24 protein-coding genes are annotated in these 22,455 nt (G+C 68.4%); 15 read left to right on the top strand and 9 right to left on the bottom strand.

Translation table 11 applies throughout. From position 1 onward, the window contains the following. Nucleotides 1-31: 31 nt before the first annotated feature. The 4 genes from IEY84_RS25800 to IEY84_RS25785 are packed head-to-tail and all read right to left on the bottom strand — an operon-like array spanning nucleotide 32 to nucleotide 3,385. On the bottom strand, nucleotides 32-319 hold the full coding sequence (locus IEY84_RS25800) for a TrbC/VirB2 family protein (protein WP_183551725.1): 288 nt from the start codon (nucleotides 317-319) through the stop codon (nucleotides 32-34). After that, the gene (locus IEY84_RS25795; RefSeq protein ID WP_183551728.1) at nucleotides 316-1,035 is read right to left on the bottom strand and encodes a hypothetical protein; all 720 of its coding nucleotides are present in this window, start codon (nucleotides 1,033-1,035) and stop codon (nucleotides 316-318) included. The genes IEY84_RS25800 and IEY84_RS25795 overlap by 4 nt, the downstream gene beginning before the upstream one ends. Further along, nucleotides 1,032-1,514 (bottom strand): hypothetical protein, encoded by a 483-nt coding sequence (locus IEY84_RS25790; RefSeq protein ID WP_183551731.1) that lies wholly within the window; start codon nucleotides 1,512-1,514, stop codon nucleotides 1,032-1,034. Before IEY84_RS25790 ends, IEY84_RS25795 begins: the two co-directional genes overlap by 4 nt. Continuing rightward, complete coding sequence (locus IEY84_RS25785; protein WP_183551734.1) at nucleotides 1,511-3,385, bottom strand: hypothetical protein; 1,875 nt, start codon at nucleotides 3,383-3,385, stop codon at nucleotides 1,511-1,513. Before IEY84_RS25785 ends, IEY84_RS25790 begins: the two co-directional genes overlap by 4 nt. Before the next feature lie 384 nt (nucleotides 3,386-3,769). Between IEY84_RS25785 and IEY84_RS25780 the strand changes: the two genes are divergently transcribed. The 8 genes from IEY84_RS25780 (at nucleotide 3,770) to IEY84_RS25745 (ending at nucleotide 13,160) form a co-directional block, all read left to right on the top strand. Then, a complete protein-coding gene (locus IEY84_RS25780) occupies nucleotides 3,770-4,099 on the top strand; it encodes a hypothetical protein (protein ID WP_183551737.1) in 330 nt (109 codons plus the stop codon). 131 nt (nucleotides 4,100-4,230) lie between these two features. Beyond that, nucleotides 4,231-4,467: a hypothetical protein gene (locus tag IEY84_RS25775; protein ID WP_183551740.1), complete on the top strand. Its 237-nt coding sequence runs from the start codon at nucleotides 4,231-4,233 to the stop codon at nucleotides 4,465-4,467. Between the two features lie 193 nt (nucleotides 4,468-4,660). After that, nucleotides 4,661-6,916, top strand: a complete 2,256-nt coding sequence (locus IEY84_RS25770; RefSeq protein WP_183551743.1) for a hypothetical protein — start codon at nucleotides 4,661-4,663, stop codon at nucleotides 6,914-6,916. Further along, complete coding sequence (locus IEY84_RS25765) at nucleotides 6,913-7,938, top strand: PDDEXK nuclease domain-containing protein (RefSeq protein ID WP_183551745.1); 1,026 nt, start codon at nucleotides 6,913-6,915, stop codon at nucleotides 7,936-7,938. Before IEY84_RS25770 ends, IEY84_RS25765 begins: the two co-directional genes overlap by 4 nt. Before the next feature lie 373 nt (nucleotides 7,939-8,311). Continuing rightward, a complete protein-coding gene (locus IEY84_RS25760) occupies nucleotides 8,312-9,880 on the top strand; it encodes a ParB/RepB/Spo0J family partition protein (protein ID WP_183551748.1) in 1,569 nt (522 codons plus the stop codon). 716 nt (nucleotides 9,881-10,596) lie between these two features. Next, nucleotides 10,597-11,277, top strand: a complete 681-nt coding sequence (locus IEY84_RS25755) for a nucleotide-binding protein (RefSeq protein ID WP_183551751.1) — start codon at nucleotides 10,597-10,599, stop codon at nucleotides 11,275-11,277. Continuing rightward, nucleotides 11,277-11,804, top strand: a complete 528-nt coding sequence (locus IEY84_RS26865) for a hypothetical protein (RefSeq protein ID WP_221209284.1) — start codon at nucleotides 11,277-11,279, stop codon at nucleotides 11,802-11,804. The genes IEY84_RS25755 and IEY84_RS26865 overlap by 1 nt, the downstream gene beginning before the upstream one ends. 252 nt (nucleotides 11,805-12,056) lie before the next feature. Continuing rightward, nucleotides 12,057-13,160, top strand: coding sequence for a coiled-coil domain-containing protein (locus IEY84_RS25745; RefSeq protein ID WP_183551754.1), 1,104 nt, complete (start codon nucleotides 12,057-12,059; stop codon nucleotides 13,158-13,160). Nucleotides 13,161-13,233: 73 nt separating this feature from the next. Here the strand turns inward: IEY84_RS25745 and IEY84_RS25740 are convergent, their stop codons facing one another. The 3 genes from IEY84_RS25740 to IEY84_RS25730 all read right to left on the bottom strand — a co-directional run bounded on the left by IEY84_RS25740 (nucleotide 13,234) and on the right by IEY84_RS25730 (nucleotide 15,557). Then, the gene (locus tag IEY84_RS25740; RefSeq protein ID WP_183551756.1) at nucleotides 13,234-13,584 is read right to left on the bottom strand and encodes a single-stranded DNA-binding protein; all 351 of its coding nucleotides are present in this window, start codon (nucleotides 13,582-13,584) and stop codon (nucleotides 13,234-13,236) included. 374 nt (nucleotides 13,585-13,958) lie between these two features. Beyond that, nucleotides 13,959-14,582 carry a TetR/AcrR family transcriptional regulator gene (locus IEY84_RS25735; RefSeq protein ID WP_229789021.1) on the bottom strand — a complete coding sequence of 208 codons (624 nt, stop codon included), beginning with the start codon at nucleotides 14,580-14,582 and terminating at the stop codon, nucleotides 13,959-13,961. Between the two features lie 210 nt (nucleotides 14,583-14,792). Continuing rightward, entirely contained in the window at nucleotides 14,793-15,557 is a 765-nt protein-coding gene (locus tag IEY84_RS25730; protein ID WP_183551762.1) for an HAD family hydrolase, read from the bottom strand. A 75-nt stretch (nucleotides 15,558-15,632) separates the two neighbouring features. On the opposite strand from IEY84_RS25730, the gene IEY84_RS25725 reads away from it, so the two are divergent. Next, nucleotides 15,633-16,379, top strand: a complete 747-nt coding sequence (locus IEY84_RS25725) for an XRE family transcriptional regulator (protein ID WP_183551765.1) — start codon at nucleotides 15,633-15,635, stop codon at nucleotides 16,377-16,379. Beyond that, on the top strand, nucleotides 16,376-16,849 hold the full coding sequence (locus tag IEY84_RS25720; protein ID WP_183551768.1) for an NUDIX hydrolase: 474 nt from the start codon (nucleotides 16,376-16,378) through the stop codon (nucleotides 16,847-16,849). Before IEY84_RS25725 ends, IEY84_RS25720 begins: the two co-directional genes overlap by 4 nt. Nucleotides 16,850-16,867: 18 nt before the next feature. On the opposite strand, the gene IEY84_RS25715 is transcribed toward IEY84_RS25720, so the two are convergent. Continuing rightward, nucleotides 16,868-17,476: an HD domain-containing protein gene (locus tag IEY84_RS25715; protein WP_221209285.1), complete on the bottom strand. Its 609-nt coding sequence runs from the start codon at nucleotides 17,474-17,476 to the stop codon at nucleotides 16,868-16,870. A gap of 521 nt (nucleotides 17,477-17,997) precedes the next feature. Continuing rightward, nucleotides 17,998-18,375, bottom strand: coding sequence for a hypothetical protein (locus tag IEY84_RS25710; protein WP_183551771.1), 378 nt, complete (start codon nucleotides 18,373-18,375; stop codon nucleotides 17,998-18,000). A gap of 334 nt (nucleotides 18,376-18,709) precedes the next feature. Here IEY84_RS25710 and IEY84_RS25705 point away from each other — a divergent pair, with 334 nt between their 5' ends. From IEY84_RS25705 to IEY84_RS25685, 5 genes are all read left to right on the top strand, one after another. After that, a complete protein-coding gene (locus IEY84_RS25705) occupies nucleotides 18,710-19,054 on the top strand; it encodes a hypothetical protein (protein ID WP_183551773.1) in 345 nt (114 codons plus the stop codon). A 394-nt stretch (nucleotides 19,055-19,448) separates the two neighbouring features. After that, nucleotides 19,449-20,588: a DUF3560 domain-containing protein gene (locus tag IEY84_RS25700; protein WP_183551776.1), complete on the top strand. Its 1,140-nt coding sequence runs from the start codon at nucleotides 19,449-19,451 to the stop codon at nucleotides 20,586-20,588. Between the two features lie 509 nt (nucleotides 20,589-21,097). After that, complete coding sequence (locus tag IEY84_RS25695; RefSeq protein WP_183551779.1) at nucleotides 21,098-21,457, top strand: hypothetical protein; 360 nt, start codon at nucleotides 21,098-21,100, stop codon at nucleotides 21,455-21,457. Nucleotides 21,458-21,519: 62 nt separating this feature from the next. Beyond that, nucleotides 21,520-21,852, top strand: coding sequence for a hypothetical protein (locus tag IEY84_RS25690; RefSeq protein ID WP_183551782.1), 333 nt, complete (start codon nucleotides 21,520-21,522; stop codon nucleotides 21,850-21,852). After that, nucleotides 21,849-22,352, top strand: a complete 504-nt coding sequence (locus IEY84_RS25685; RefSeq protein ID WP_183551785.1) for a DUF8317 domain-containing protein — start codon at nucleotides 21,849-21,851, stop codon at nucleotides 22,350-22,352. The genes IEY84_RS25690 and IEY84_RS25685 overlap by 4 nt, the downstream gene beginning before the upstream one ends. The last annotated feature ends 103 nt before the right edge of the window (nucleotides 22,353-22,455 follow it).

The following is a 22,455-nucleotide window of genomic DNA, read 5'->3' as shown; positions in this document are numbered from 1 at the left end:
CTGCTCCTAGTCCGAGGGGAACGTCGAGGTCTTAGAGGAAGACTGGCGCGATCACGGCGGCGGTGCCTAGGCCGATGGCGCCGGCGAGCCACCAGCCGGCCTTGGCCATGAAGTCCTGGCCCTGGCCGTGGCGGTTGGCGAAGAACAGGCCGATGAACAGGATCATCAGGCCGATCACCGCGACGGAGCCGCCGATGCCCTGGATCCAGGCCTGGATCGTGTCGAGGCCCTGCTGGACCTCGGTGGGCAGCGGCTTCGGCTGGGCGGTGATGCTCGTGGGGATCTGCGTCGCGGCTGCGACGTTGAGGATGGTGCTCACTGTGCTTCTCCTTCAGGTGATGGAATGTCGGCGCGCAGCCGCGCCAGGTCCCGTTCGGGGACGTGTTGGGGCTGGACTGCCTCCGGCAGTCGCAGCAGGAGGTCCGGAACCCAGGGCGCGTCGACGACGGTGATCGCGCCGGCGAGGACCTTGCGCTCGTTCCGGATCAGCTTGTGTGGGCGACCAGGCCCTGTGGGGACCAGCAGCACGTACGAGATCTGGCCCTGGTTCTCGGCGAGGATCCGCTTTGCGGCCTCGATGCCGACGACGCTGGCGCGCGCGACGAGGACCACCGACCAGGTGCGGCGCGTGACGAGCCGCGCTAGCTGGTCGGCAGGCACTTCGATCCCGCCGAGGATCGCCGCCCAGGTCGTCGACCCCGCTCCCCCGTGCGCACCCCAGAACAGGGTGCGTTGTGGAGCGACGCGCGTCGCGTCGTTGGGCTCGATCGCCGCAGCCTCGTCGTCGCGGCGCCACATCGGCGTGGGCTGCAGGCCGGGGCCGGGAACGGCCACCGGGGTGGCCTGCTCCGGAGCCGGCTCCTGCGGGCGGGTAGTGCTGTTCTTCTTCCGCCACGGGATCTCCGGGGTACGTCGCGGCGCCGACTGCGGCCGGGACTCGGGCTCCCAACCGCCGCTGCGCCGGGTTGAAGCGGCGCCCGGGGGCGGAAGGGTTCCCCACCCCATCCGGGCCGGCGTCTCATCTACGGTCGTCACGCTTTGCTCCCTCCCTCGGGAAAGTTGATGCGCAGCAGCCGCCACGGGCTGCTCTCCTCCACGCGGACCAGGAACAGTCCGAACTCCCCACCGGTGGTGGGAACCCGGACCAGCGCCGAGAGTCCTGGAAGATCGGGTGGCTCCTTGTCGACGCTCAGGTCGCCGTTGACCTTGACGTCGGGGATCTCCGCCGGGTCGGTAGCTCGGTAGGCCGCGACGGCGGCCTCGTCGAGGTACGGCTGCAGCTCGGTCCACCAGGCCTCATAGGCCTGGTCCCGCTTCGACCAGGCCGCGAAGACCTCCGACCCGAACACCACCGGGTCGGTCGAGGCCTCGCCCGCTGAGCTGGGCGCGCTGGTCGGGCTGGGTCGCTGCGAAGGTTCCGGGTCGTCGCTGACCAGCTCGGGGACGATCACGACCCCGATCAGGACCACGGCGAGCAGCAACCCGCCGGCTAGAAGGATGGTCTTCGTGTTCATGATCCGAATCCGATCTGTGCTGCCAGCCACCGATGGTCAGAGACCATCCGGCCACTCCAGCTGGCTTTGAACCTTGTGGAGGCAGTGCGGGTGAACAGGAAGTCGACACCGGTGTGGACCTGGCCGTAGCCGGCCGCCGCCATCTTCGAGGGCGCCGCCCACCGGCCCGACTGGCTCGCCGAGACGTTGAAGTCGCCGCCGACCAGGACGGGTCCGTAGGACTCCAGGGCCCGGACCATCTGCACCAGGATGTCCATGCCCGCGCCGTACGCCGCCTGCCGCTGGGCCCGGTTCGGCCCGTATTTGGACGGGTCGGTCATGTGGTGCACGGAGATCACGCTGACGCGCAGGCCGTCGCTCTTGCGGCGCAGCGTGACGTAGGACGCGAACCGGTCCCAGACCACGACCCTGCCCTGGTAGCTGTTGCGGTCGTCCTCGACCAGCTTCACCCGGCCCGCGGCGACCGCCGACCAGCTCGCGGCCTTCCACAGCACCGCCGTATCGAGCGTTTGGCCAGCACCCGCGTCCTTCCCCACGGAGGGGTCGCGGTAGCCGGCGTACCCCGGTGCTCCGGAGAGCACCTCGCTCATGGTGCGCTGCTGCATCTCGTTGAGGGTGACGAAGTCGGGCGACTTCGACAGCACTCCCTTCATCGAGGAGCGGTAGCCGGACATACCGGACCGGTTCGGGATGTTGGCGTGCGCGAGCACCACCGACCCGCCACCAGCCGAGCCGCCGGGCGTCGACTGCGTCGGGGGCTTGGTCGCAACCTTCGCGCCCCACGGGGCAGCCCAGCCGAGGTAGTTCAGATGCCACGGTCCGTCGGTGAGGTCGCTGGCCGGCCCGATCCCGATCCGGCCGCTGCCCCAGGTGTCGTTGCTGGCGACCTTTCCGCCGCCCAGGTAGATGGCAACGTGCCCGGCGGCCCCGCCCCCGTTGTAGTACAGCCACGCTCCTGGCGGCGGTGCTCCGCCGTCGACCGAGTCGGCCGGGTGAGCGACACCGGTCGCGACGAAGTGGGCCCACGCGCTCGAGGCGGTGGTGTAGCCCGAGTTCACTCGGCCCGACATGTTCGCAACGAAGTGCTGGCACATGCGATACCAAGTGCTGACCGAGTTGAAGTACGGGTCGCGCGGTCCAGCCGCGACGAACCGCTTGGCGCGCTCAAGGAGCTGCTGCGGGTTGAACGGGCCGACATAGCCCGCGGCCGCGTTCGTCGAGAACTCGCCGTCGCCACCGCAGCCGCCCTCAGGCATCGGGCCCACGGTCTCGCCGTCCGGGCCGACGACACCGGGCAGGCTCGTCGGGGTACCGCCGGCGCTGGTCAGCTTCGCGGTGAGGTCCTTGGCCTGGGACCAGAACCGCTCGTAGTGGTACGGGTCCGCGTTGCGCTGGACCGTGTGTGCGGCCAGGGAAGGCTCCATCGACTCCCAACCCGACACCTTCAACAGCGCCTTGTAGAAGGAGGTCGCCGAGCGGGCCGGGTCCATCCGGTCTTCGTAGGATCCCCACGCTCCGTTGTCGCGCTGCTGGAACAGCCCCCGGCTGTCCGGCCCGACCGCGTCGCCGCGATCGAGCACCCGCAGCGTCGACTCACCGATCGCCGTCATCACCGCGATCTGCTGGCCACGGGCAGGCACGCCCAGCGCCTTGCCGGCCTGGATGATCGCAGCGGCGTTCTTCGCCTGTTCCAGGCTCCACTCCCCCACGGCCTTCACGCCGTCGGCGGAGACCTGCAGCGAGCCCTCCGGGCCGCAGCCGGCGGTCTCCGGCTCGTCAGTGGCGACGAACGCGACCACAACGACCAGCGACACGGCCAGGACAAGCGCCACTGCGGCGCCCGCGAAGGTGACGCCCTTCGACTGGTTCACTGCACCCCCCGAGAATCGCGCTGCTCTCCCCCGACGGCAGCGATCGATCCCACGACAGTAGGCGGGGTGGCCGACACGCGAACCCGAATAAACCCAGGTCCGGCCCGGTGCCCGATCACCGTTCGCATGGTCACTTCCACTCCCCCGTTGAAGTCACGCGGTCTTTGGTCCTACCCAGATCCAAGTGCCCTAAACACCTAGAACGTCACCGTTTGATCTCGCTTGCCCTCGCTCGGCTCGGTTGACCAAAGACGCGACACGTTCGCCGATCGGGCGTCGCCTACGGTAGCATAGTGGCACATTAAATGTGCCACTAGCGGAAGGAAGGGCCCTGATGGCGATCCCGTGTCCCGCGATAAACGCGGATCTGGGCAGAATGCTCATGTGCCCAAGTTCGTCCGGCCGAACCCGCCGCTACCCATGAGCGTTTCCATCGCGACGCGCGTCTTCGGTTCCGAGCCGATCGCGGCGCTGATCCGCTACTACGCTTCCAACTCCTCGCGGACAATGAACGAGGCCGCTAACAGCCTCGAGGTTCCGCGGCAGATGGTGAACCGCCACACGAAGCTCCTGCTCGACGCCGGCGTCCTCGTCATCGACCAGGAAGGTTCGGGTCCGCAGCCTGCGACATATCGCGTCGACCCCGAGCGCGTCGACATGCTGCTCAACGAGCTGCGCACGTACCTCCAGCGCCGCGACGCAGCGTCGAGCTAGGAGCCAACGCCCCGAGTGGCGGATTTAATGGGCGTCCGACACGCCGACCTAAATGGCATCAAATTTTGCAGGACTACGGAACGCTCTCCCTTAACTAGAAGCATTCCCAAGTCGTGCTGGAGGTGAACCCGATGGGCCAGATCGCGGGACGACGACACAGCGCCGTTCCCCTCACCGCGCGTACGAGCGCGCGTCTGCAGGAGAGCACCAAGGCGAAGGCTGACGCCATCGCCGACACGCTCGGTGTCTCCCTGTGGACCTACGTTGATGCACTCATCGCGCGCGACGAGCTCGACGAGGCAGGGAAGCCAATCTGGTGGACTGGCCAGCCTGGCAAGGAAGAGGAGCTCTTTCCCATGACCGGCTGACGAGATCGGGGCAACGGCCCCCAAAACGACCGAAGGCCCGTGCTACCAACACGGGACCTTCGCAGGGTCGGACTGAGCCTTACCAACTCAGACCGGACCAGTATTCAGACTCCCCGTGAGGTGGCTAACCAACGAAGGAGGTCGCTTTGTGCTATCCACGATAACAGCCGATCCGCCTGCACGCAGTAAACGCATGCGGGATTTCGAGACGCGTGTCGGCGTGACGCCGATCACCGCTCGCGCCATCGCGCTCGATGAGTGGCTTTTCCGGCCCTCGTCGTGGTTCGCGATCGATGATGCGAACCAGCAGGTCCGGGGCGTACGCCCGGCGACGCTGTCTGCTGGTCTCGACCTGGTCGGTCGCGGCCGCGTCCGTGCGCTCGTCGGTCGACTCCGCCGCGGCGCTGCGGTCGCCGACGTCGACGTCGACGGCGGCCTGGGTGAGTACGCCGCCCGGGAGATCGCCTCCTGGGCGCACCTGCGCGGCTACTGGACGCTGCTGCGTCCCTCCGGCGGTGGTGACGGTGGTCGTCACCACGTCTTCCTCGCTCACCCCGACCTGTCTCGCCGTAGCGAGGCGTGGGCCGAGGTGCAGGCCTATCTCTCCGGCGTTGCCGTCGACATCGGTGTCGCGGTGCGTCAGCTCGACCTGCGCGACGCCGTACGTCCGCTGTCCTCCCCACACCGCCACGGGGTCACGACCAGGGCCTACGGCGACCTCGGCTCCGCGCTCTCCGACCTCCGCAAGATCCTCCCGGAGCCGCCTGCCCCGGAGACCGAGCCCCGACCACGCCGGATCAAACCCACGCCCACCGAGGAGCCCCCCGCGACCGCCGGCCCGCGCCGGCCCTTGCGGCCGCAGTGGCAGGCATACCTCACCAACGGCACCATCCCCGCCCACCTCCAAGGCGACCCCGGGGGCCACAAGCGGTCCCTGATCGAGGCCCAGTGCACCCTCGAGCTCGCGTGGGCCGGCCACACCGAACAGAGCGCCTGGCGACAGATCCGCGGCGCACACGCGGCCGCGATGACCAAGGCGCGCGGGACCCGCTACCAGTGGTGGTCAGACTACGTCTGGACACGAGCGGTCCAGGACCGCGACACCTTCGCCGAGACCCACGGCATCGACCTGGAGCAGCCCGAGGCCACTCCCCGCCCGGTCGCGGAGCCGTCGACCGCGACGGTGCACGCCGTCACCGCAGCCCGCGACCGGCTCCAGGAACTGCTCTGGCGGCAGCCCACGCGCGCCCGCGCTGCGGTCGGGCTCGTCGGGCACACCATCCTCGACCGGATCAGCCGCACCGCCGACGCTGACGCCGGTGACGGGCCTGTGCTGCGGGTCCCGTGCCCCGAGCGGGACCTGGCCCTGGACACCGGCATCAGCGACCGCAAGACCATCCGAGCCGCCCTGCGGCTCCTGGACGGCACCGTCGGCACGCTCCACCGCGACGGCCTCTCCCACGCTCACGCGCTGCGCGCCTCGACGAGCTACGAGTTCTCGATCGACCCTGCGATCGAACAAGGGGTGCGGGAAATCCCCCCACCTAAGGTTTCTCACCCACCCCAAGGACTCTGGGGGTCCCTCCCTCGCTCGGCGCATGCGCTGTGGCGTGCACTACTGCAGGGTGACGGAGAAGGGTCTGCGATAGCGCAACTAGCCATTGCCGCAGCACTGGTACCCACCCCAGGACAGACCCCAACGAGAAGCCAGCTCGACACCACCATCACCGGGCTCCAGGCGCTGAGCAGGGCCGGCCTGGCCCGGCTCGACGAGCACGGACGCTGGCACGCCTCCACCATCGCCGCGGCGGCCGCCACGGATCCTGACCTGCTCGAGCACGCCGCTCGTCGCCACGAGCAGCTGCACCAGCAGGTCACCGCCGAGCGTGCCACTTACCGGTCACCCCAGCCCGTCGACGAGTGGACCGCAGGCCGCGCCCGCGCCTACAAGGCCCAGCTCGCCCGCCAGAAAGCCTGGTGGGACACCCTCGACCCCGTCTCCCGCGCCCAGCGCCAGCGGGCGAAGCGAGCCGAGTTCGACCAACTGACCATCACCGACCAGGCCCGGCTCAAAGAGCATCTCGCCCGCCGCCGTGCCCACGCCGGCATCACAGAGATCGAGCACCACCAAGGCTGGCTCGACTCGCTCTCCCCCGACCAGTACGCCCACCGCAGCCACCGCCGGCGGGACCGCTACGACCGTCTCCCCCAGGGAGAGAAGGCCCTCAGCGTCGAGGCCTGGGACCGCCACCGGCGCCGCCACGGCCTCCCCGAGCACCAGGCATCGCCGCCGGCGGATGCCGAGCTCGACCTCCTCCCCGATGGTCGCGGTCGCCGCGACACCGACTTCCTCACCGAGGCTGTCGGTGCATTCGGCAAGAATCAGCCCGCAGCCACCGAGACCCTCATCCCCGACTGGGCCCTACCCCGCGAAGGATCCGCCTCATGACCACTCCTGCCCTTCCCGAGGGATACGCAGAGGTGCTCGCCGAGCTCAAAGAGCGCGTTCGATCGTCCCGACATCGCGCCGTCCGCAAGGTCAACACCGAGCTCCTCGAGCTCTACTGGGACATCGGCCGGACCATCCTCGCCCGCCAGACCCTCGGAGGCTGGGGAGCCAAGGTGATCGACCGGCTCGCCAAAGACCTCCGCGCAGAGTTCCCCGGCATGACCGGCCTCTCGCGCAGCAACCTCCACTACATGCGCTCATTTGCAGAAGCCTGGCCGAACGGAGTTGTCCCACAGCCTGTGGGACAACTTGGGTGGGGCCACGTTCGAACACTCCTCGACAAGCTCGACGACCAGCCGACCCGCGACTGGTACGCCGCCGCGGCCGCCGAGGAGGGCTGGTCTCGCAACGTGCTCCTCAACATGATCATGGGCCAGCTCCACCGGCGTATCAGCGCAGCGCCCTCCAACTTCGACGACGCTCTCCCTGCCACTCAAACCGACCTCGCCCGCGAGCTCACCAAAGATCCCTACATCTTCGACTTCCTCGCCCAGACCCGCCCACGCCTCGAGCGCGACCTCGAGCAGGCCCTGGTCGAGCGCATGCAAGAGACACTCACCGAATTCGGCAGCGGATTCGCGTTCGTCGGCAGGCAGGTGCACTTCGAGGTCGACGGCGACGACTTCTACGTCGACCTGCTCTTCTTCCACGTCACCCAGCTGCGCTACGTCGTCATCGAGCTCAAGAGTGGCAGGTTCACCCCGCGAGACGCCGGCCAGCTCGGCTTCTACGTCGCCCTCGTCGATGACCGACTCCGAGCGGCCGACACCCACGCCGAGACCGTTGGCATCCTCCTGTGCGCCGACAAGCACGACGGAGTGGTCGAGTACGCACTGAAGACCATCGACCAGCCTGTCGCGATCGCCCGCTACACCTACGACACCCTCCCCGACGACGTGCGCGACCTGCTGCCACCGCCCAACGAGGTCCTCGACGCCATCGAGCCCCACGACCAGACGTAGGGAACCTCGAAGGCGACCATTTGTCCCACAAGCTGTGGGACAAATGGAAAGGGCCCGGCTCCGCCGGGATCGAGCCGGCGTACGCCGGCGCAGCCCAACGAGTTTTCTCCCTCCCCGGACGTCCAATCATGACGGCCGCGCTCCTCCACGCAACCACCGCGCCTACGGCGCCGGCCTCCACCCAAGAAGTTCGGTCCGGCGCTCCGCAAGCTCCGCTTATTTCCTCCCCGAACTTCTTGGCCTCCGGCCGGTACCGGTTGGTTGCGCTCCGTCGCTCCACCGGCCGTCCTGCTTCTCCTTGCCCGGGGAGGGCGAAAAAAGGGTCGGCAACCCAGAAGCCACCCACCCTGTCCCGGCGCAGGAAGGGTCAGTCATGACCACCACTCAGAAGAACACCAGCAAGAAGGCCCAGGCCACGCCTGAGGCGTACGAGGCAGGGACCACCGTGCACGTGGCCCCCAGCAGCCTCCTCCTGGAGCGCAACATCCGCACCATCCCCCGCGACGCCGCGTTCACCGACCTGACCCGGTCCATCGCCGAAGTCGGCGTCCTCGAGCCGATCGTCGCCGTCACCACCGCCTCCGGTGACCTGCTCGTTCGGTTCGGCGAGCGCCGCACCCTGGCGGCCATCGAGGCACAGCGGGAGACCGTCCCGGTCTACGTCGCCGGAGCCGACTCCACCGCCAAGGACGACGAGATCGCCCGAGTCATCGCCCAGCGCGAGGAGAACACCCACCGCGTCGGCCTGACCACCGCCGAAGAGGTCGGCGTCGTCGGCCAGCTCGCGGCCTTCGGCCTCTCCCCCGCCCAGATCGCCAAGCGCACCCGCATCGACAAGACCACCGTCGAGACCAGCCTCACCGTCGCCAACTCCAAGATGGCCACCAAGGCCACCGAGCGCTACGACGTGCTCGGCCTGGACCAGGCCGCCGTCGTTGCCGAGTTCGAGGACGACCCCGAGGCCGTCAAGGCCCTCGTCCTCGCCGCGCACGAAGGTCAGTTCGAGCACACCGCCCAGCGGCTGCGGGATGACCGGATCACCGACCGGCTCCGTGTGCAGGTGGCCGCGATGCTCGACGAGTGCGGTATCGCGCTGATCGAGGAGCCCGGCTACAGCGACCCCAAGATCGGCAAGATCTCCGACCTGCGCGTCTCCGCCGAGGACAGGACCCGGATCACCGAGGAGGAGCACGCCACCTGCCCCGGCCACGTCGCCTGGATCAGCAACGAGTACGGCTACGTCGACGACCAGGGCGACCGGGTCACCCACCCGGCGCGCCCCACCGACCGGGACGCAGAGGACTACGAGGAGCGCCAGGCCGCCTACCGGGCCGAGGCCGACCGGATCCGCGCCGAGTGCCGCCGGATGCCCATCCCCACCGCCGTGTTCGGCTGCGCCGACTGGCGCGCCAACGGTCACCACGACCAGTTCACCGCGAGCACCACCCGGTCCAAGCCCAAGGCCGCCGACATGAGCGAGGAGCAGCGCGCCGAAGCGGCCGCCGCCCGCAAGCTGGTCATCGACAACAACAAGGCATGGGCCGCCACCGAGCCCGTACGCCGCGAGTGGCTCGCCACCTTCGCCAAGGGCAAGACTCCGCCGAAGGGCACCGCCGCATTCCTCGCCACCGCGCTCTGCCACGACGCCGAGATCCTCCACGAGCGCGACGCCAACCGCCTCGCAGCCACCTGGCTCGGCAAGAAGGAGCCCGAAGGGTACGCCCGCGCCGACCTCTCCCCCGCCAAGTCCGCCACCGACCAGCGCGCCTACATGGCCGCCCTGGTCCAGGTCCTGGCCGCCCACGAGGTCGATATCCGCGACAACTCCTGGCGTCACGACGGCACCAAGAACGCCGTCGGCCGCTACCTCCGGTTCATCGCCAGCGCCGGATACGGCCTCTCCGAGGTCGAGAAGTACGCGACCTCGGCCAAAACGGCCTGATCCGGAATTCTCGATCTGAGGCCCTGGGAACCGCAAGCGGCTCCCAGGGCCCACCGAGGGGGCTGAAATCGTCTCAGAGCGTCCCTCATGGCGTCGACAAGCTTCAAACAACCACCGCCCACACCCCCGGGCGAGCCACCTATCCCAATTCAATGCCGGAAGTCTGTAAGTCCCGAACTATCGGACTCTGTCTGACACACCGTCGGTATCCCGAACCCCACTAGACCCGCTTCCGGAGTCTGTTAGTCACAGACTGCGGACCTCTGGAAGAGTGACGCGCCAACTGCCGAACTAACAGAGTCTGGGACTACCAAAGAAACAGAGAACCGAACATCGGAAGTGACGGAGTACGGAACTACGAATGTTACGAAGTAACAGAGTCACGGAACTCCGGAAGTTACGAACTGTCGAACTTGCAGACATTCGGAGTGTCGGACAGACAGAGTTCGCGAACTCCGGTACAACCAGAGTCACGAACATCGAGAGTCCGGACCTCCCGAACTTCGGAAGATCCAGACACACAGACATACAGAGTTGCGGAACTCCGGGACTGACAAACATCGGCAGTCCCTAACTACCGGAGAGTCGGACTACCAAACTCTAGAAGTTCGCAACTCACGAAGTACCGAAGTGACAGACCCCACCATTCCGACGAGGCCAACACCTCGCTCGGAACTACCGGACTTACAGAGTCCCGAACTCACAGGAGCCTCGATATGTGGATCGTCGCGATAGCCGGCCAGAAGGGCGGCATCGGCAAGACCACGACGGCGATGAACCTCGCCGCCGTACTTCAGCAGAGCGCCCGCGTGCTCCTGGTCGATGTCGACAACCAGAAGTCGGCCGCCTATTGGGCCGACCAGGCAGGGGACAACCTGCCCTTCGACGTGGCCGACGACACCGACCCGAAGAACCTTTCGCACCTGCGCCGGCTGCCCGACTACGACGTCGTGGTCGTCGACACCCCCGGCTCGCTCGACGGCAAGGACGTGCTCAGCACCGTCCTGAGCCAGGTCGACTTCGCCATCCTGCCCAGCGAGCCCGCACCGCTCGCCATCCCTCCGCTGATCCGCACAATCAAGGAGCTCGTCGTTCCTGCGGACGTCGACTACCGCGTGGTGATCAACAAGGTGCCCCCGCGGGAGCTTCAGGATGCCGAGGACGCCGCCGAGCTGCTCGACTCCGCGGGCATCCCGCACTTCCGCAACTTCATCAAGGAATACAAGATCCATAAGTACGCCCCTATCGAGGGCAAGGTCGTCACCCAGTACGGCAACAACCGCGAAGCCGTCCGTGCCGCCGAGGACTTCCGCAAGGTCGCCCTCGAGCTCATGACCCACTGGGCCAGCAACCCCGCCGCCATCGAGAGGGACTCCAACCTGAAGGCGGTCAACTGATGGCACGGCCCAAGCTCACCAACCTCATCTCCAACCTCGAGGACACCGCCCCAGAGCCCGTCGAGGCCTCTCCTGAGCCGCGTGACGGGGCACCAGCAGAGGACCCTGGCTCAGCGCCAGCGCTGCAGAGCGTCCCCGCCGCGCCGGTCGAGGCACCTGCCGAGACAGCGGTCATCGCGGAACCTGTCGAGTCGAAGCCGGCGCCGAAGAAGCGGAACACCGCGAAGCCGGCCTCGAAGGCCAAGGCCGCGAAAGCCGCCCCTGTCGTCGAGGTCGACGGCCCGCGCTACCTCCAGCTGACCCGCAAAGAGGCTCGGTTCACCGAAGAGCAGCTCGATGCGCTCACCGTCCTGACCCGTCGGCTCAACAAGCGCCGTGGGGGAGTGGGGGAGCGGTTCACCGACAACACCCTCATCCGCGTCGCCGTCGACCTGCTCCTCTCTGAGGCCGACACGCTCCTGGGCGGTGGCGTCGCCACGACCGAAGACGAGATCCGCGACCTCCTCGGAGTCCCCGCCACTTCATAACCACACCCACAGACGCAGCGCGAGCAATCTGGGAGCCCGCGCAGCACACGCCCCGGCGGGCAATCTGGGAGCACGCCAGGGCAACAGCAGGCCCGGCAAACCGATCCACCCCGGACGGTTGCCGGGCCTTCCTGCGTCTCGACGCCCCCCCGCCGGCCGGGGGATGAGTCGCTAGCCGACCTCCCCTGAGCAATTAGGTATTCGGTTTGGTATTTAGTTTGGTTCGGTTATTTAGTGTGATAGAGTGACCTTATGACCTCGACGCCAGCGCCCACTGACCAGCAGACCTGCCGGTTCCCCGGCTGCGGCCGCCCGACCGCCCCGGCACCCGAAGGGGCCGGGCGCCCTCCCGGCTTCTGTGACAACCCCGCGCACAACAAGGCCAGCGCGTGGAAGGAGCGCCAGCGGCTGAAGAACAGCGGCAGCGCCGAGCCAGTCGCGCCGGAGGAGCGCCCGGTCACCGGTGCTCGGCAGCGTGCCGCTGAGACTGCGGCCCAGGTGATCGGGATGGCTGAGCTGCTCATGGAGCAGATGCCCCGCATCGTCGAGGAGCTGCGGACCGCTGGTGACCTCGACGCCGCCGAGGCGCAGATCGAGACCGTGCAGACCGAGGCCGAGGAACGCATCGCCTCCGCGAGCGCCCGTGCCGTCCGCGCCGAGCAGGCGCAGCGTCGGGCCGAGACCGACCGCGAGGAAGCCGACGCTGCCGCGACCGAGGCCCTGGCGCAGGTCGAGCAGCTCCAGGCCGAGCTCGCCGAGGTACGCACCCAGCTCACCCAGCGCGACACTGAGCTGGAGCAGGCCTACGGCGCCAACGACAACCTGCAGAGCGTCCTGGAGCAGGAGCGCGAGGAGGCCGAGTCGGCCAAGGCAGCGCTCGACCAGGAGATCGTCACCCTCAAGGCTCAGCTGGCCACCGCGGTGAGCGAGCGCGACCAGCGCACCAGCGACCTTGAGGCAGCCCGTACCCAACGCGATGAGGCAGCCGGCCGCGCCGAGAGCGCCACCCGGCAGGCACAGCAGGAGGAGCAGGCTGCCCGCGAAGCACGAGCCCAGCTCGACACCACGCGCGCCCAGGTCGACCAGCTGCAGACCCAGATCGCTGACCTACGCAGCGCCGAGGCCACCGCCCGGGCCGAGCGTGACGCGGCCAAGGCCGACATCGAGCGCGAGCGCCAACACGCCACCGAGCGCATCGACGACGTACGCTCCGGGCTCACCGAGCAGATCGACCGGCTGCGCACCGACCTCGCCGAGCAGCGCGCAGAGGCGGCCGCCGCGGCCAAGGCTCACCGCCAGGAGCTCGACGCGATCCGCGCCGAGAGCGGCAAGACCCGCAAGACCACGAAGGACTGACTTCTCGAATGAGTGAACCGCAGCCTCCACTGCGTGGAGACTGCGGCCCTTAGGTCACGCGTGCGGCGTGTCGTTAGGCAGCTACTGCAGCCCTGACGGTCTCGCCCAGGTGGTCGACCACGACCGTGTCGCGCCAGTGGCGCTTCCCCTCACCGTCGGTCCACGACTCGGTCTCGACGTGGCCGACAACGACCACGCTCGATCCCTTGGACATCGAGCCGAGCGCCTCGGCCCGGCGGCGCCAGGCCTTGAGGTAGTACCGGGTCGGCTCGCCATCGATCCACTGCTCACCGATGTCGGTCTCTTGCTTGGTCCGGTGGTTGACGAGCACGACGGCCTCGCACACAGAGGTTCCGGTGTTGGGGGTGTGGGTCAGCTCGGGGTCGGCCGCGAGCCGGCCTTCGAAGCACGCGATGATCGGCATGATCTCTCACTCCTTACTGGTTGCGGCCCTACCGGGCACTTGGGTTGCCGGCAGTGACCTCACGGTCGCGAGCCGGGTCGTTCTTGGTCCTGTTGGCCACTCGGACCCCGTGCTCCCGATAGAGGCCGCCCATGCGGCCGGAGTGTTCGGGCAAGGGTCGCCGGAGGCGACATGCTCCGCCCTTGCCCGGTTCTCCGGCCGTGTCATCGTGGGTGCCTCGGGAGCACGGGATTTCCCGCCCGTCTGGAGATCCGGACGGGGGAGTGAGGCAGCCGTCACCGGCAGGTGACGCCCCCTCGGGTTTGAGGTCGCCGAACCACCACCCACACCCACCTGTGGCAAGTGGCCCAGCGACCAGAACATGGGATCGGGCATCACTCGATCGCCCCGATCAGATCGAAGGCCGCACATGAGGCGGCCTCGATGACGTCGTCGCCGGCGCCGCACACGCGCAGGCAGCTGGAAGCAACCGCGGCCGCGCACAGGTCGTCGATCCGGTCTCCATCGGTACGCATCCCGATCACGACCTCGACCAGCTGCATCAGCAGTGCACCCCACCGGAGTCCTCCGATGTCGGTGCCACCGGCCACTGGGGCGGCGAACCGGTCGTAGGCGTCGAGCAGCTCGCTGCGGGTGAGGTCGAATCGGTCGTAACCTTCCATGCCGCGCACTTCTGGCAGCCGTGCCAGGGCGCCGCCGTTGTGCGGGGCCTGCGCGAGTGTGCGTACGTCGAGGAGCGCCAGCAGGTACAGCAGCGTCGGCGGCGTCGCGTCTCGCTCGCTGCCGAGGAGCTCGAGCTTCTCGATCTTGTCGACCGTGGGCCGGATCGAGCGCTGCAGCACCTCGAGGAGGATCTCCTCCTTGCACGCGAAGTGGTAGTAGAGCGAGGCCTGCCGGATCCCGACCGACTCGGCAATCTCCCGAGTCGAGGTCCCGGCTACGCCCTGATCGACGAACAGCCGCGCGGCTGCGTCGATGATCTCCTCACGCGGCACCATCCCGGCTGTCGGTCGAGGCGTATGCCTTGGCCGACCAGGGCCGGGTCGAGGGTCGCGAGTGGGTCCCATGGTCATCACGAAACCGCAGGCCCTGGGGACATTCCTACGTCGTCCCCGAACCATTTCGGGACGCCTAAAACGTCCCAAACGTCCCAAGAAATCTGACGACACGAACCCATCTCGCGTCCGGCGGACGCCGGACGCGAGGCTTCAGGCGTCGATAAGCCGCGCCAGGTGCCGGCGAAGCGCGGCGACGTCAGCCAGGTCTGGCAGGACGGCGGTAGCGCCGGCGTCGGTGAGTTGGTCGACCGTGTGGACGCCGGTGGCGACCGCCAGCACGTACGCTCCGCCGCGCCGGCCGGCATCGACGTCGCGTGGGGTGTCGCCGATCAGCACCGTGTTGCGCTCGTCGAATCTGCGTCCGTAGCGGCCGCTGGCTCGTCGCTGCGCGCAGGTCACCAGGTCGGCACGGTCCTCACTATCGGCTCCGTAGGCCCCGACGTCGAGGTCGAAGCCATCGACGAGACCCTGCGCTCGTAGCTTCATCTCGGCGTTGGGCCGGACGTTCCCGGTCAACACCGACTGAATCGTGCCGGGTACGGCTCCCAGGTGCCCGACCGCGGCCAGCACGCCAGGAAGGACTGACCCGCGAGCGCGCATCGCTTCGTATCTGGCAGCGCCAGCGCGCTCGAGCGCACCGGCGACGACAGCCCAGCGCGGCATCTGCAGTCCTTGGTCGGCGAACATCGTGCGCATGATCGTCCGATCCGTACGCCCGCCTGTCCTCGCCGCGACCCGCGGCTCGACGCCAGTCAACTCCTCGAACGCCGCTGCGTAGGTCTCCTTGCTGACGCCGCCGTTGTCCACCAACGTGTGGTCAACGTCCCACAAGACCAACAACCCGTGCTCCGCTGCGGAGGGAGGAGCCAGCGACGACACCGTCGCGGGCCTGAACGTCTCGGAGATCACGGCCATACCGAGCAGCCTACGCACGAACTCACGGCCCGGCACGCGTGAAACGTCCCCTAAAAGTCCCGTACGCTGGTCGGCATGAACGAGCGCCTCCGGGGAGCGCTGGCTCAGCAACGGATTTCTGTCGCCGAGCTCGCCCAAAAGATCGACACCGACGCCAAGACGGTGCAGCGATGGATCACGACCGGCCGCCAGCCACACGCACGGAACCAGCGCGCGGCGGCCGCCGCGCTGGGCGTCTCCGCGGCCTACCTGTGGCCCGACTCTACGCACCACGACTCCTACGCCAGTACAGGTGCCCGCTCCGAGCTGGTAGCGACCTATCCCGATCGCGCCAGTGTGCCTCAGGCAGTGTGGCGCACACTGCTCGATCACGCCGAGCAACAGATCGACGTACTCGTCTTCTCCGGCACCTTCCTCGCCCAGAGCAACCCGCGGTTGCCTGCGATGCTGATCCGACGCGCCGCGGCCGGCGCCCAGGTCAGGCTCTGCTTCGGTGACCCTGACAGCGCCGCGGTCGCACTGCGAGGCGAGGAGGAAGGCATCGGCGCCGCGCTCGGAGCGAAGATCGGCGCGAGCCTGAGCTACTTCACAGACCTCGCCCGCTCACCAGGGTGCGAGGTCCGGCTGCATGGGTGCGCCGTGTACGCCTCGATCTTCCGCTACGACTCAGATGCCATGATCAACCCGCACATCTGGGGCAGCCCCGCCAGTGCCAACCCACTGCTCCACATCCGCGACCTCGGAGAGGACTCCATGTTCCATAAGTACACCGAGAGCTTCGAGAAGGTCTGGGACCAATCGAAGCCCTGGGGCCTGGCGTGAACACTCGCATCGAGCATTGGCGTAACCCTGACGCCCCCAAGCCCAACTCACTGGTACCGGCGTCGAACATCCTGGTCGTCAACGACGCCGGCGAGATCCTGCTCCAGCGTCGACGCGACACTGGCCAGTGGGCACTGCCCGGTGGGAAGCAGGAGTTCGGCGAAACGCCGAGCGCCTGCGCCATACGCGAGGGCGAGGAAGAGACCGGCGTACGCGCAGAGATCACCGGCCTGCTTGGCGTCTATAGCGACCCCGCGCACCTGATCGAGTACCTCAGCGACGGCGAGGTCCGTCAGGAGTACGAAGTCACCTTCATCGGCCGGCCCGTCGCAGGAGAGCCCACGGTCAACGACGAGGCCTCCGACGTACGTTGGGTTGCCGAGGCCGCGCTCGACCAATACGACATCCACCCGACCATGCGCCGCCAGATCGACGACTACCTCAATCAGCGGTACCCGGTCGCAGACTGACTCGCGCCGCTGCCTCGTTCACAGACCCCGGACGGAGGCTCGCGCAGCAGCCCGAGCCTCCGCCCGGGCAACCGCCTGACCAACGGTCGGGGCAGCCGTCAACCACGTGCGGTGAACCACGCTGTCAGGCTCGTAGCGGGTCAGGATCTCCGCGACCCGCTCATCGAAGCTCAGCCGCTCACCGCCGGGACCGGTGGTTAGATCGGCGGCCGCCACGAGGTCGTCGAGCTCGGTGTCACCGAACTCGAACTCCGCCAGTTCTCCCACGAGATCGCGTTCGCGTGCCTCAAACCGGGCACCGGAGTGATGCGCGACAAGCTTCACCACCTCGGGTGGCCAGTCCTGGCCACGCAGCCAGCGGGCACCATCAAGCGGGTGGAAGCCAGTTGAGGAAATTTCGTGTGCGTAGCCGATGTCGTGCAGCCACGCCGCCGAGACCACGGTCTCGACCTGGTCGGCCTCGAGGCCGACGCTGAGCTCGAGGGCGCGACGGGCGACACCCTGCACATGCCGCCATCGGCGACCCAAAGGCGCGACGTACTGCTCAGCCACCACCGCCGCATTCACCACCAGGTCTCCCACAGACATCACGCTAACCCGGGGGAGTAAGGCCTGACGGTCGTCCACGCCTTCCCCGGTTGTCACCTTCCCCAACCGCTCACGGACCATAGGCCGCGCCGCCGAGCCGCAAGGGAAGCAGTGCCCTCCTACGTCGGCCCTTGCACCTCGGCCAGCTGATGCGGCCCGATCTGGTCCCGTGGTTGGGGAAGCCACACCGGGTGAGGCGGAAAGCCCGTCTCACCCGCCCCAAACTCCCTCGGCGGGAAGCCGGTACCTGGCTCGTCCTTCACGAGCCGGAGGGTCGCCCAGCCAGCGCACAAGACGCTGGCACTCTTCTCGACCCGCGAAACCCTTCCCGTCGAGGGACTCCAACTCCATAGCGGCCGACACCGACCGTCCCGTTCGAGGCCGGGGCTGGCACGGGAAACACCGAGCCAGAGGGTCGGCCCACGCGGCCCGGACCCGGTCCCCGAAGGACTCCCTGCCGGGGGATAGCCCCGAGGTGCTGCCACCTCCTGTTCAGTCAGCCGGCTCCCGGAAGGAGGGGGCATTGCCCCGGGAGCAGATCCCGGGGCAATGCCCGCGCGTCAGGCCTGGGTCTGGCGAAGGCTCAAGGCGACGACCCGTAGTCCGCGCTCGAGGACGGTCTCGCCGGCGTCGTCGGTCAGGTCGACCAGCTCGCCGATCGCAAAGCGCGGAGCAAGCACATAGCCGTCAGCGGCCGCGGCCGCGTTCGCAAGGTGTCCGCGCACAGCCTGGAGCACCTCCGCCACCTTGCCGGCGGCCGGGATCGTGCCATCGGCACGACGGATCCGGTCGGCCTGCTGGCCGAGCAGCTCGAAGACCTCCGACCCGAGGAAGCTGTGCAACGGTCGACCGACGTACGTCATCGACCCAGTATCAACCCGGCGCCCAGGTCCGCCCAGCGGGATCCCGGCGACGACCACCGGTCGGTTCGCGGGCATGAGCCGATGATCGGCCCGTCCTGAGCCGCGCCGCCACGATCCGCTTCCGGGACTGCCGTTCTCGGAGACCATCCCCAGCGCTAGGCGAAGCCTCAGGGCCGCGCCAGCCCGGTCAACCCTCGCCCCCCAATGGGGCGCCGGCGTCCACCGACAAAGTCGGATCGGCGCTCCGCAAGCTCCGCTGATTTCCTCACAGACTTTCTCGGCTCCCGCCGGTCCCGAGGGTTGACCGGCCCGGCTCCACCGGCCCCGACGTCCTCTCCACGCCCGGGGAGGGCCAAGAACGGCCAGCACCCAAGCGGCCACCCAGGCCCCGGCGCAGGAAGGTCAACCGATGTCCCGCTACAACATCAAGACCGCCCCGGCCATCGTCGACGGGATGCCTCACCTGGCCTACTACGACCGAGCATCGCTCCTCAGCTTCGTTTGGTCGGGCCGCCCCAACGAGCCGATCCACGTCCAGCACGGAGGCTACGGCGAGCCCACGATCGCCCTCATCGACATCGAGGCGTTCTACCCCGCCGGCGAGCAAAGCCCCGCCGAGCTCTTCGACTGGTACCGCGACCTCTGCGACAGGTGGAACATCGCTTGGGACGGCATCGACGACGTCGACGTCACCACCAGCGCCGCCGCGGGCGTCGAGCAGGTCGAGCCGGGACTCTTCGTCGTCCGGATCTGACCAGCCGAACCCGTTGGGGAAGAACGACGCCCCGCTCCACCAGGAGCGGGGCTCTCGCTGTTTTCGTGCCGGCGATCACCACTAAACGACCAAGACCCAGGGCCCGGCTCCGCCGGGAACGAGCCAGCCTGCGGCCGGCACGGTCCTCAACGGTTTTTCTCCCTCCCCGGGCCTCCGATTCTGACGGCCGCGCCGTTCCGGTCAACCACCGCGCCTGCGGCGCCGGCCCGGCCGGACGGCGCTCCGCTTACTTCCTTACCGACCGGACCGGTCCCGGTGGTTGACCTCCACGGCTCCACCGGCCGTCGCCATCTCCATTGCCCGGGGAGGGCGAAAAAGGGTCGGCAACCCAGAAGCCGACACCCTGTCCCGGCGCAGGAAGTGAGCACTTCTGATGGCTCATGAGATCGAGACCTACGGCAGCAAGGACGAGGAACGCGTCGACGCTACGACGGCTGGGCCTGGTGCTGGGGTGCGGGTGGTGCACACCGCCGAAGGCACCCTCGTGCACGGCACCACGCGCGGTGACCGCGCCCAGGTCGACACGCTGAAGGCCGAGGGGTTCAAGTGGTCCCGCAGCCTCGGTGCCTGGTACCTGCCGCGCAATCTCCGCCAGGAAACCCGCGACCGGAAGGTCGCCGCACTGCAAAGGGCGCTGCCCGGTGCCGAGGTCGAGTCCGACGGCCGCCGGCAGACCGCCGCAGAACGTCACGCCGCCAAGCTCGAGCGCGCGAACGAGCGCGCCGAGCGGAAGACCGCACAGGCGGACCGGTTGCAGGCGACCGCCGAGGCGCAGGAGAAACGATCGAACGACTACCTCTCCGCGATCCCGCTGGGGCAGCCGAACATCACTGACACCGGATCGGGGCGCGCGTTCGCGAACAAGCGCGCCAAGATGCAGGAGCTCGGGGCCCGGGCCTGGGAGACCCAGAAGGACGCCAACACGGCCCGCGAGGCCGCTGAACGTGCCGCCCAGGCCGCGAAGGGTGACATCAACCCGGTCACGGTCCGCAACCGGATCAAGAAGAACGAGGCCGACATCCGCAAGTGGCGTCGTGAGCTCGAGGGCACCAAACCGACCTGGTACACCAACGCCGACGGCGACTCGGTGTTCGGGAACCGACCGGCCACGGGGCAGCGGAAGACGGATCTGAAGCGCTACATCGAGCGTGCCCAGGACCAGGTCGACTTCGACCGGTCCCAGCTCGACGCGGCCGGGGTCAAGACCTACAGCCGCGACACGGTCGCACCGGGTGACTTCATCAAGTACGGCGGCGACTGGTATCCGGTGCTGAAGTCGAACGCGAAGTCGGCGTCGATCCCGTGGTTCACGGGGAGCACGTGGACCGCCGACTGGGAGAAGGTGACCGACCACAAGTCGGCCGATGAGTTCTCCGAGGACCAGCTGCAGCGACTGATCGACGACGCCCGGTCCAAGATCGACCGCCGCTACGGCGAGGGCGATCAGGCCAAGCTCAAGCTGAAGGCGTACGAGGCCGCGATGAGCCGGAAGAGGTCAGCTGCTCGGTCCTGACCAGCGACGAGCGCCGCCAGCTGGCGGCCGGCGGGGGAGGGCCTCCCGGTCTTCCCCCGCCAGCTGGCCCGCGTCGCGGCAATGCCGGCAACACCCGGAAACCGGGAAGTCGACCAGCTGCGCTGGACACCACCAAGCCCCGAAGAGGGCAAACGCACAGTCAACAGCGACAGGCGGCCGACGACAGAGGCCGGCCGATCGAACGGCCCTCCGGGCCGTGCAGCCCTGAACACAAGACGTTGTTGGTCCTCCCCGGGCCTCCGATTCTGACGGCCGCGCCGCTCCACGCAACCACCGCGCCTACGGCGCCGGCCCGCCCGCACGAACTCGGATCGGCGCTCCGCAAGCTCCGCTTATTTCCTCACCGACTTCGCTAGTCGGCCCGGTCCCGGTGGTTGCCCTCCGCGGCTCCACCGGCCGTCGCCATCTCCATTGCCCGGGGAGGTCCAAAAAACGGTCGGCAACCCAGAAGCCACCACCCGACTCCCGGCGCAGAAGGAGTACCAGCCATGCCCGCACCCAAGGCCCGCAAGCGCACGCAGAAGGTCCGCTACCGCGGCTCCCAGCACTTCCTCCACGGCGAGTACGACTTCATCCGCGAGTGCTGCTGCCAAGACGTCAACCAGCACGGCCTCGCCCTCCCCAACGTCGTCCTCTACAACCCCGAGACCGACGTACGCCTCAGCCACGTACGCCCCGAGTCCTGGGTCCCCGTCGACACCAGCGACGCCTCCGGGATCGGGACCGTCGAGTGCGACCTGTGCGACTGGACCCACGACACCCGCGACTGGGCCGACGCGCTCAGCGCCAAGGCCGACCACTACCACCAGGCCCACGGCCAGCGGCTCCCGATCCCGCTCGCGAGCTGACCACCCACACCAGGGGAGGGCCACAGCAGGCCCTCCCCGCACCCTCCGAAGGAGACGAACCGATGAGCATCACCCAGACCATCGAGGCGATCGAGCCGACCTGGATCACCGTCAGCCGCGGCGAGCGCCACTTCGGCACCGGCCCGATCTTCCTCGCCGAAGCCGACGTCGACGGCAGCCACTTCACCGCCTGCATCAGCACCCACGCCGACACCACCAAGGGCTACGAGCTCGACGTCGCCAGCAGCAGCGGCCCCAGCTGGTCCACCCACGCCGACACCCTGACCGAGGCCAAAGCCGACTTCGCCCGCTACCTCAACGCCACCCCGCCCGACGAGCACGACCAGGACGAGACCGACGCCCTCGCCGACACCGAGAAGGAGAACAACCGATGAGCACCATGACCACCCGCACCCGAGGCACCAGCCAGGCCAACGCCCGGACTCCGCTGCGCGGAGCCTTCGACGAGATCCGCGGCCTGAACCTGCACCTGCTCCACCAGACCACCGGGCCCCTGGCCTACATGGACGCCACCAACGGCGGCATCTCCGCACCCGGCCACGACAGCATCACCCTCGTCGGATGGACCGGGCACGACATCACCGACCCCGACCAGCCCGTCGAGCACGTCGTTGCGCTCGAGGCCGACAGCCAGGTCTTCACCCCGTCGACCGCCTCATGGCCAGTCGCCCTGGAGATCAGGAACAACTACCACGGCCTCACCGCCGCCCTGGTCCCCGTCTACGACTTCGACGGCCACACCTGGACCAAGGTCCCCGCCACCATGGCCGGCGGCAACTACGCCACCGGTGACAGCCGCTTCACCGACCTCATCAGCCGCCGACTCGGGCACTACTTCTACGGCGCCGTCGCCATCCACGACCGCCTCGAATAGCCCCTCACGGCAAGCCGCCGGCCCTCCGGGCCGGCGGTGGTGAAGCGCCCCAGGTTTGATGCCGCTGCTGTTTGAGTCCGGAAGGATGGACAGTATGCCGAAG

It is taken from the genome of Nocardioides albus, from assembly GCF_014648255.1.
Classification (GTDB): Bacteria; Actinomycetota; Actinomycetes; order Propionibacteriales; family Nocardioidaceae; genus Nocardioides; species Nocardioides albus.
The sequence above is the reverse complement of the archived record's forward strand: the minus strand, read 5'-3'. Positions and strand labels throughout refer to the sequence as shown.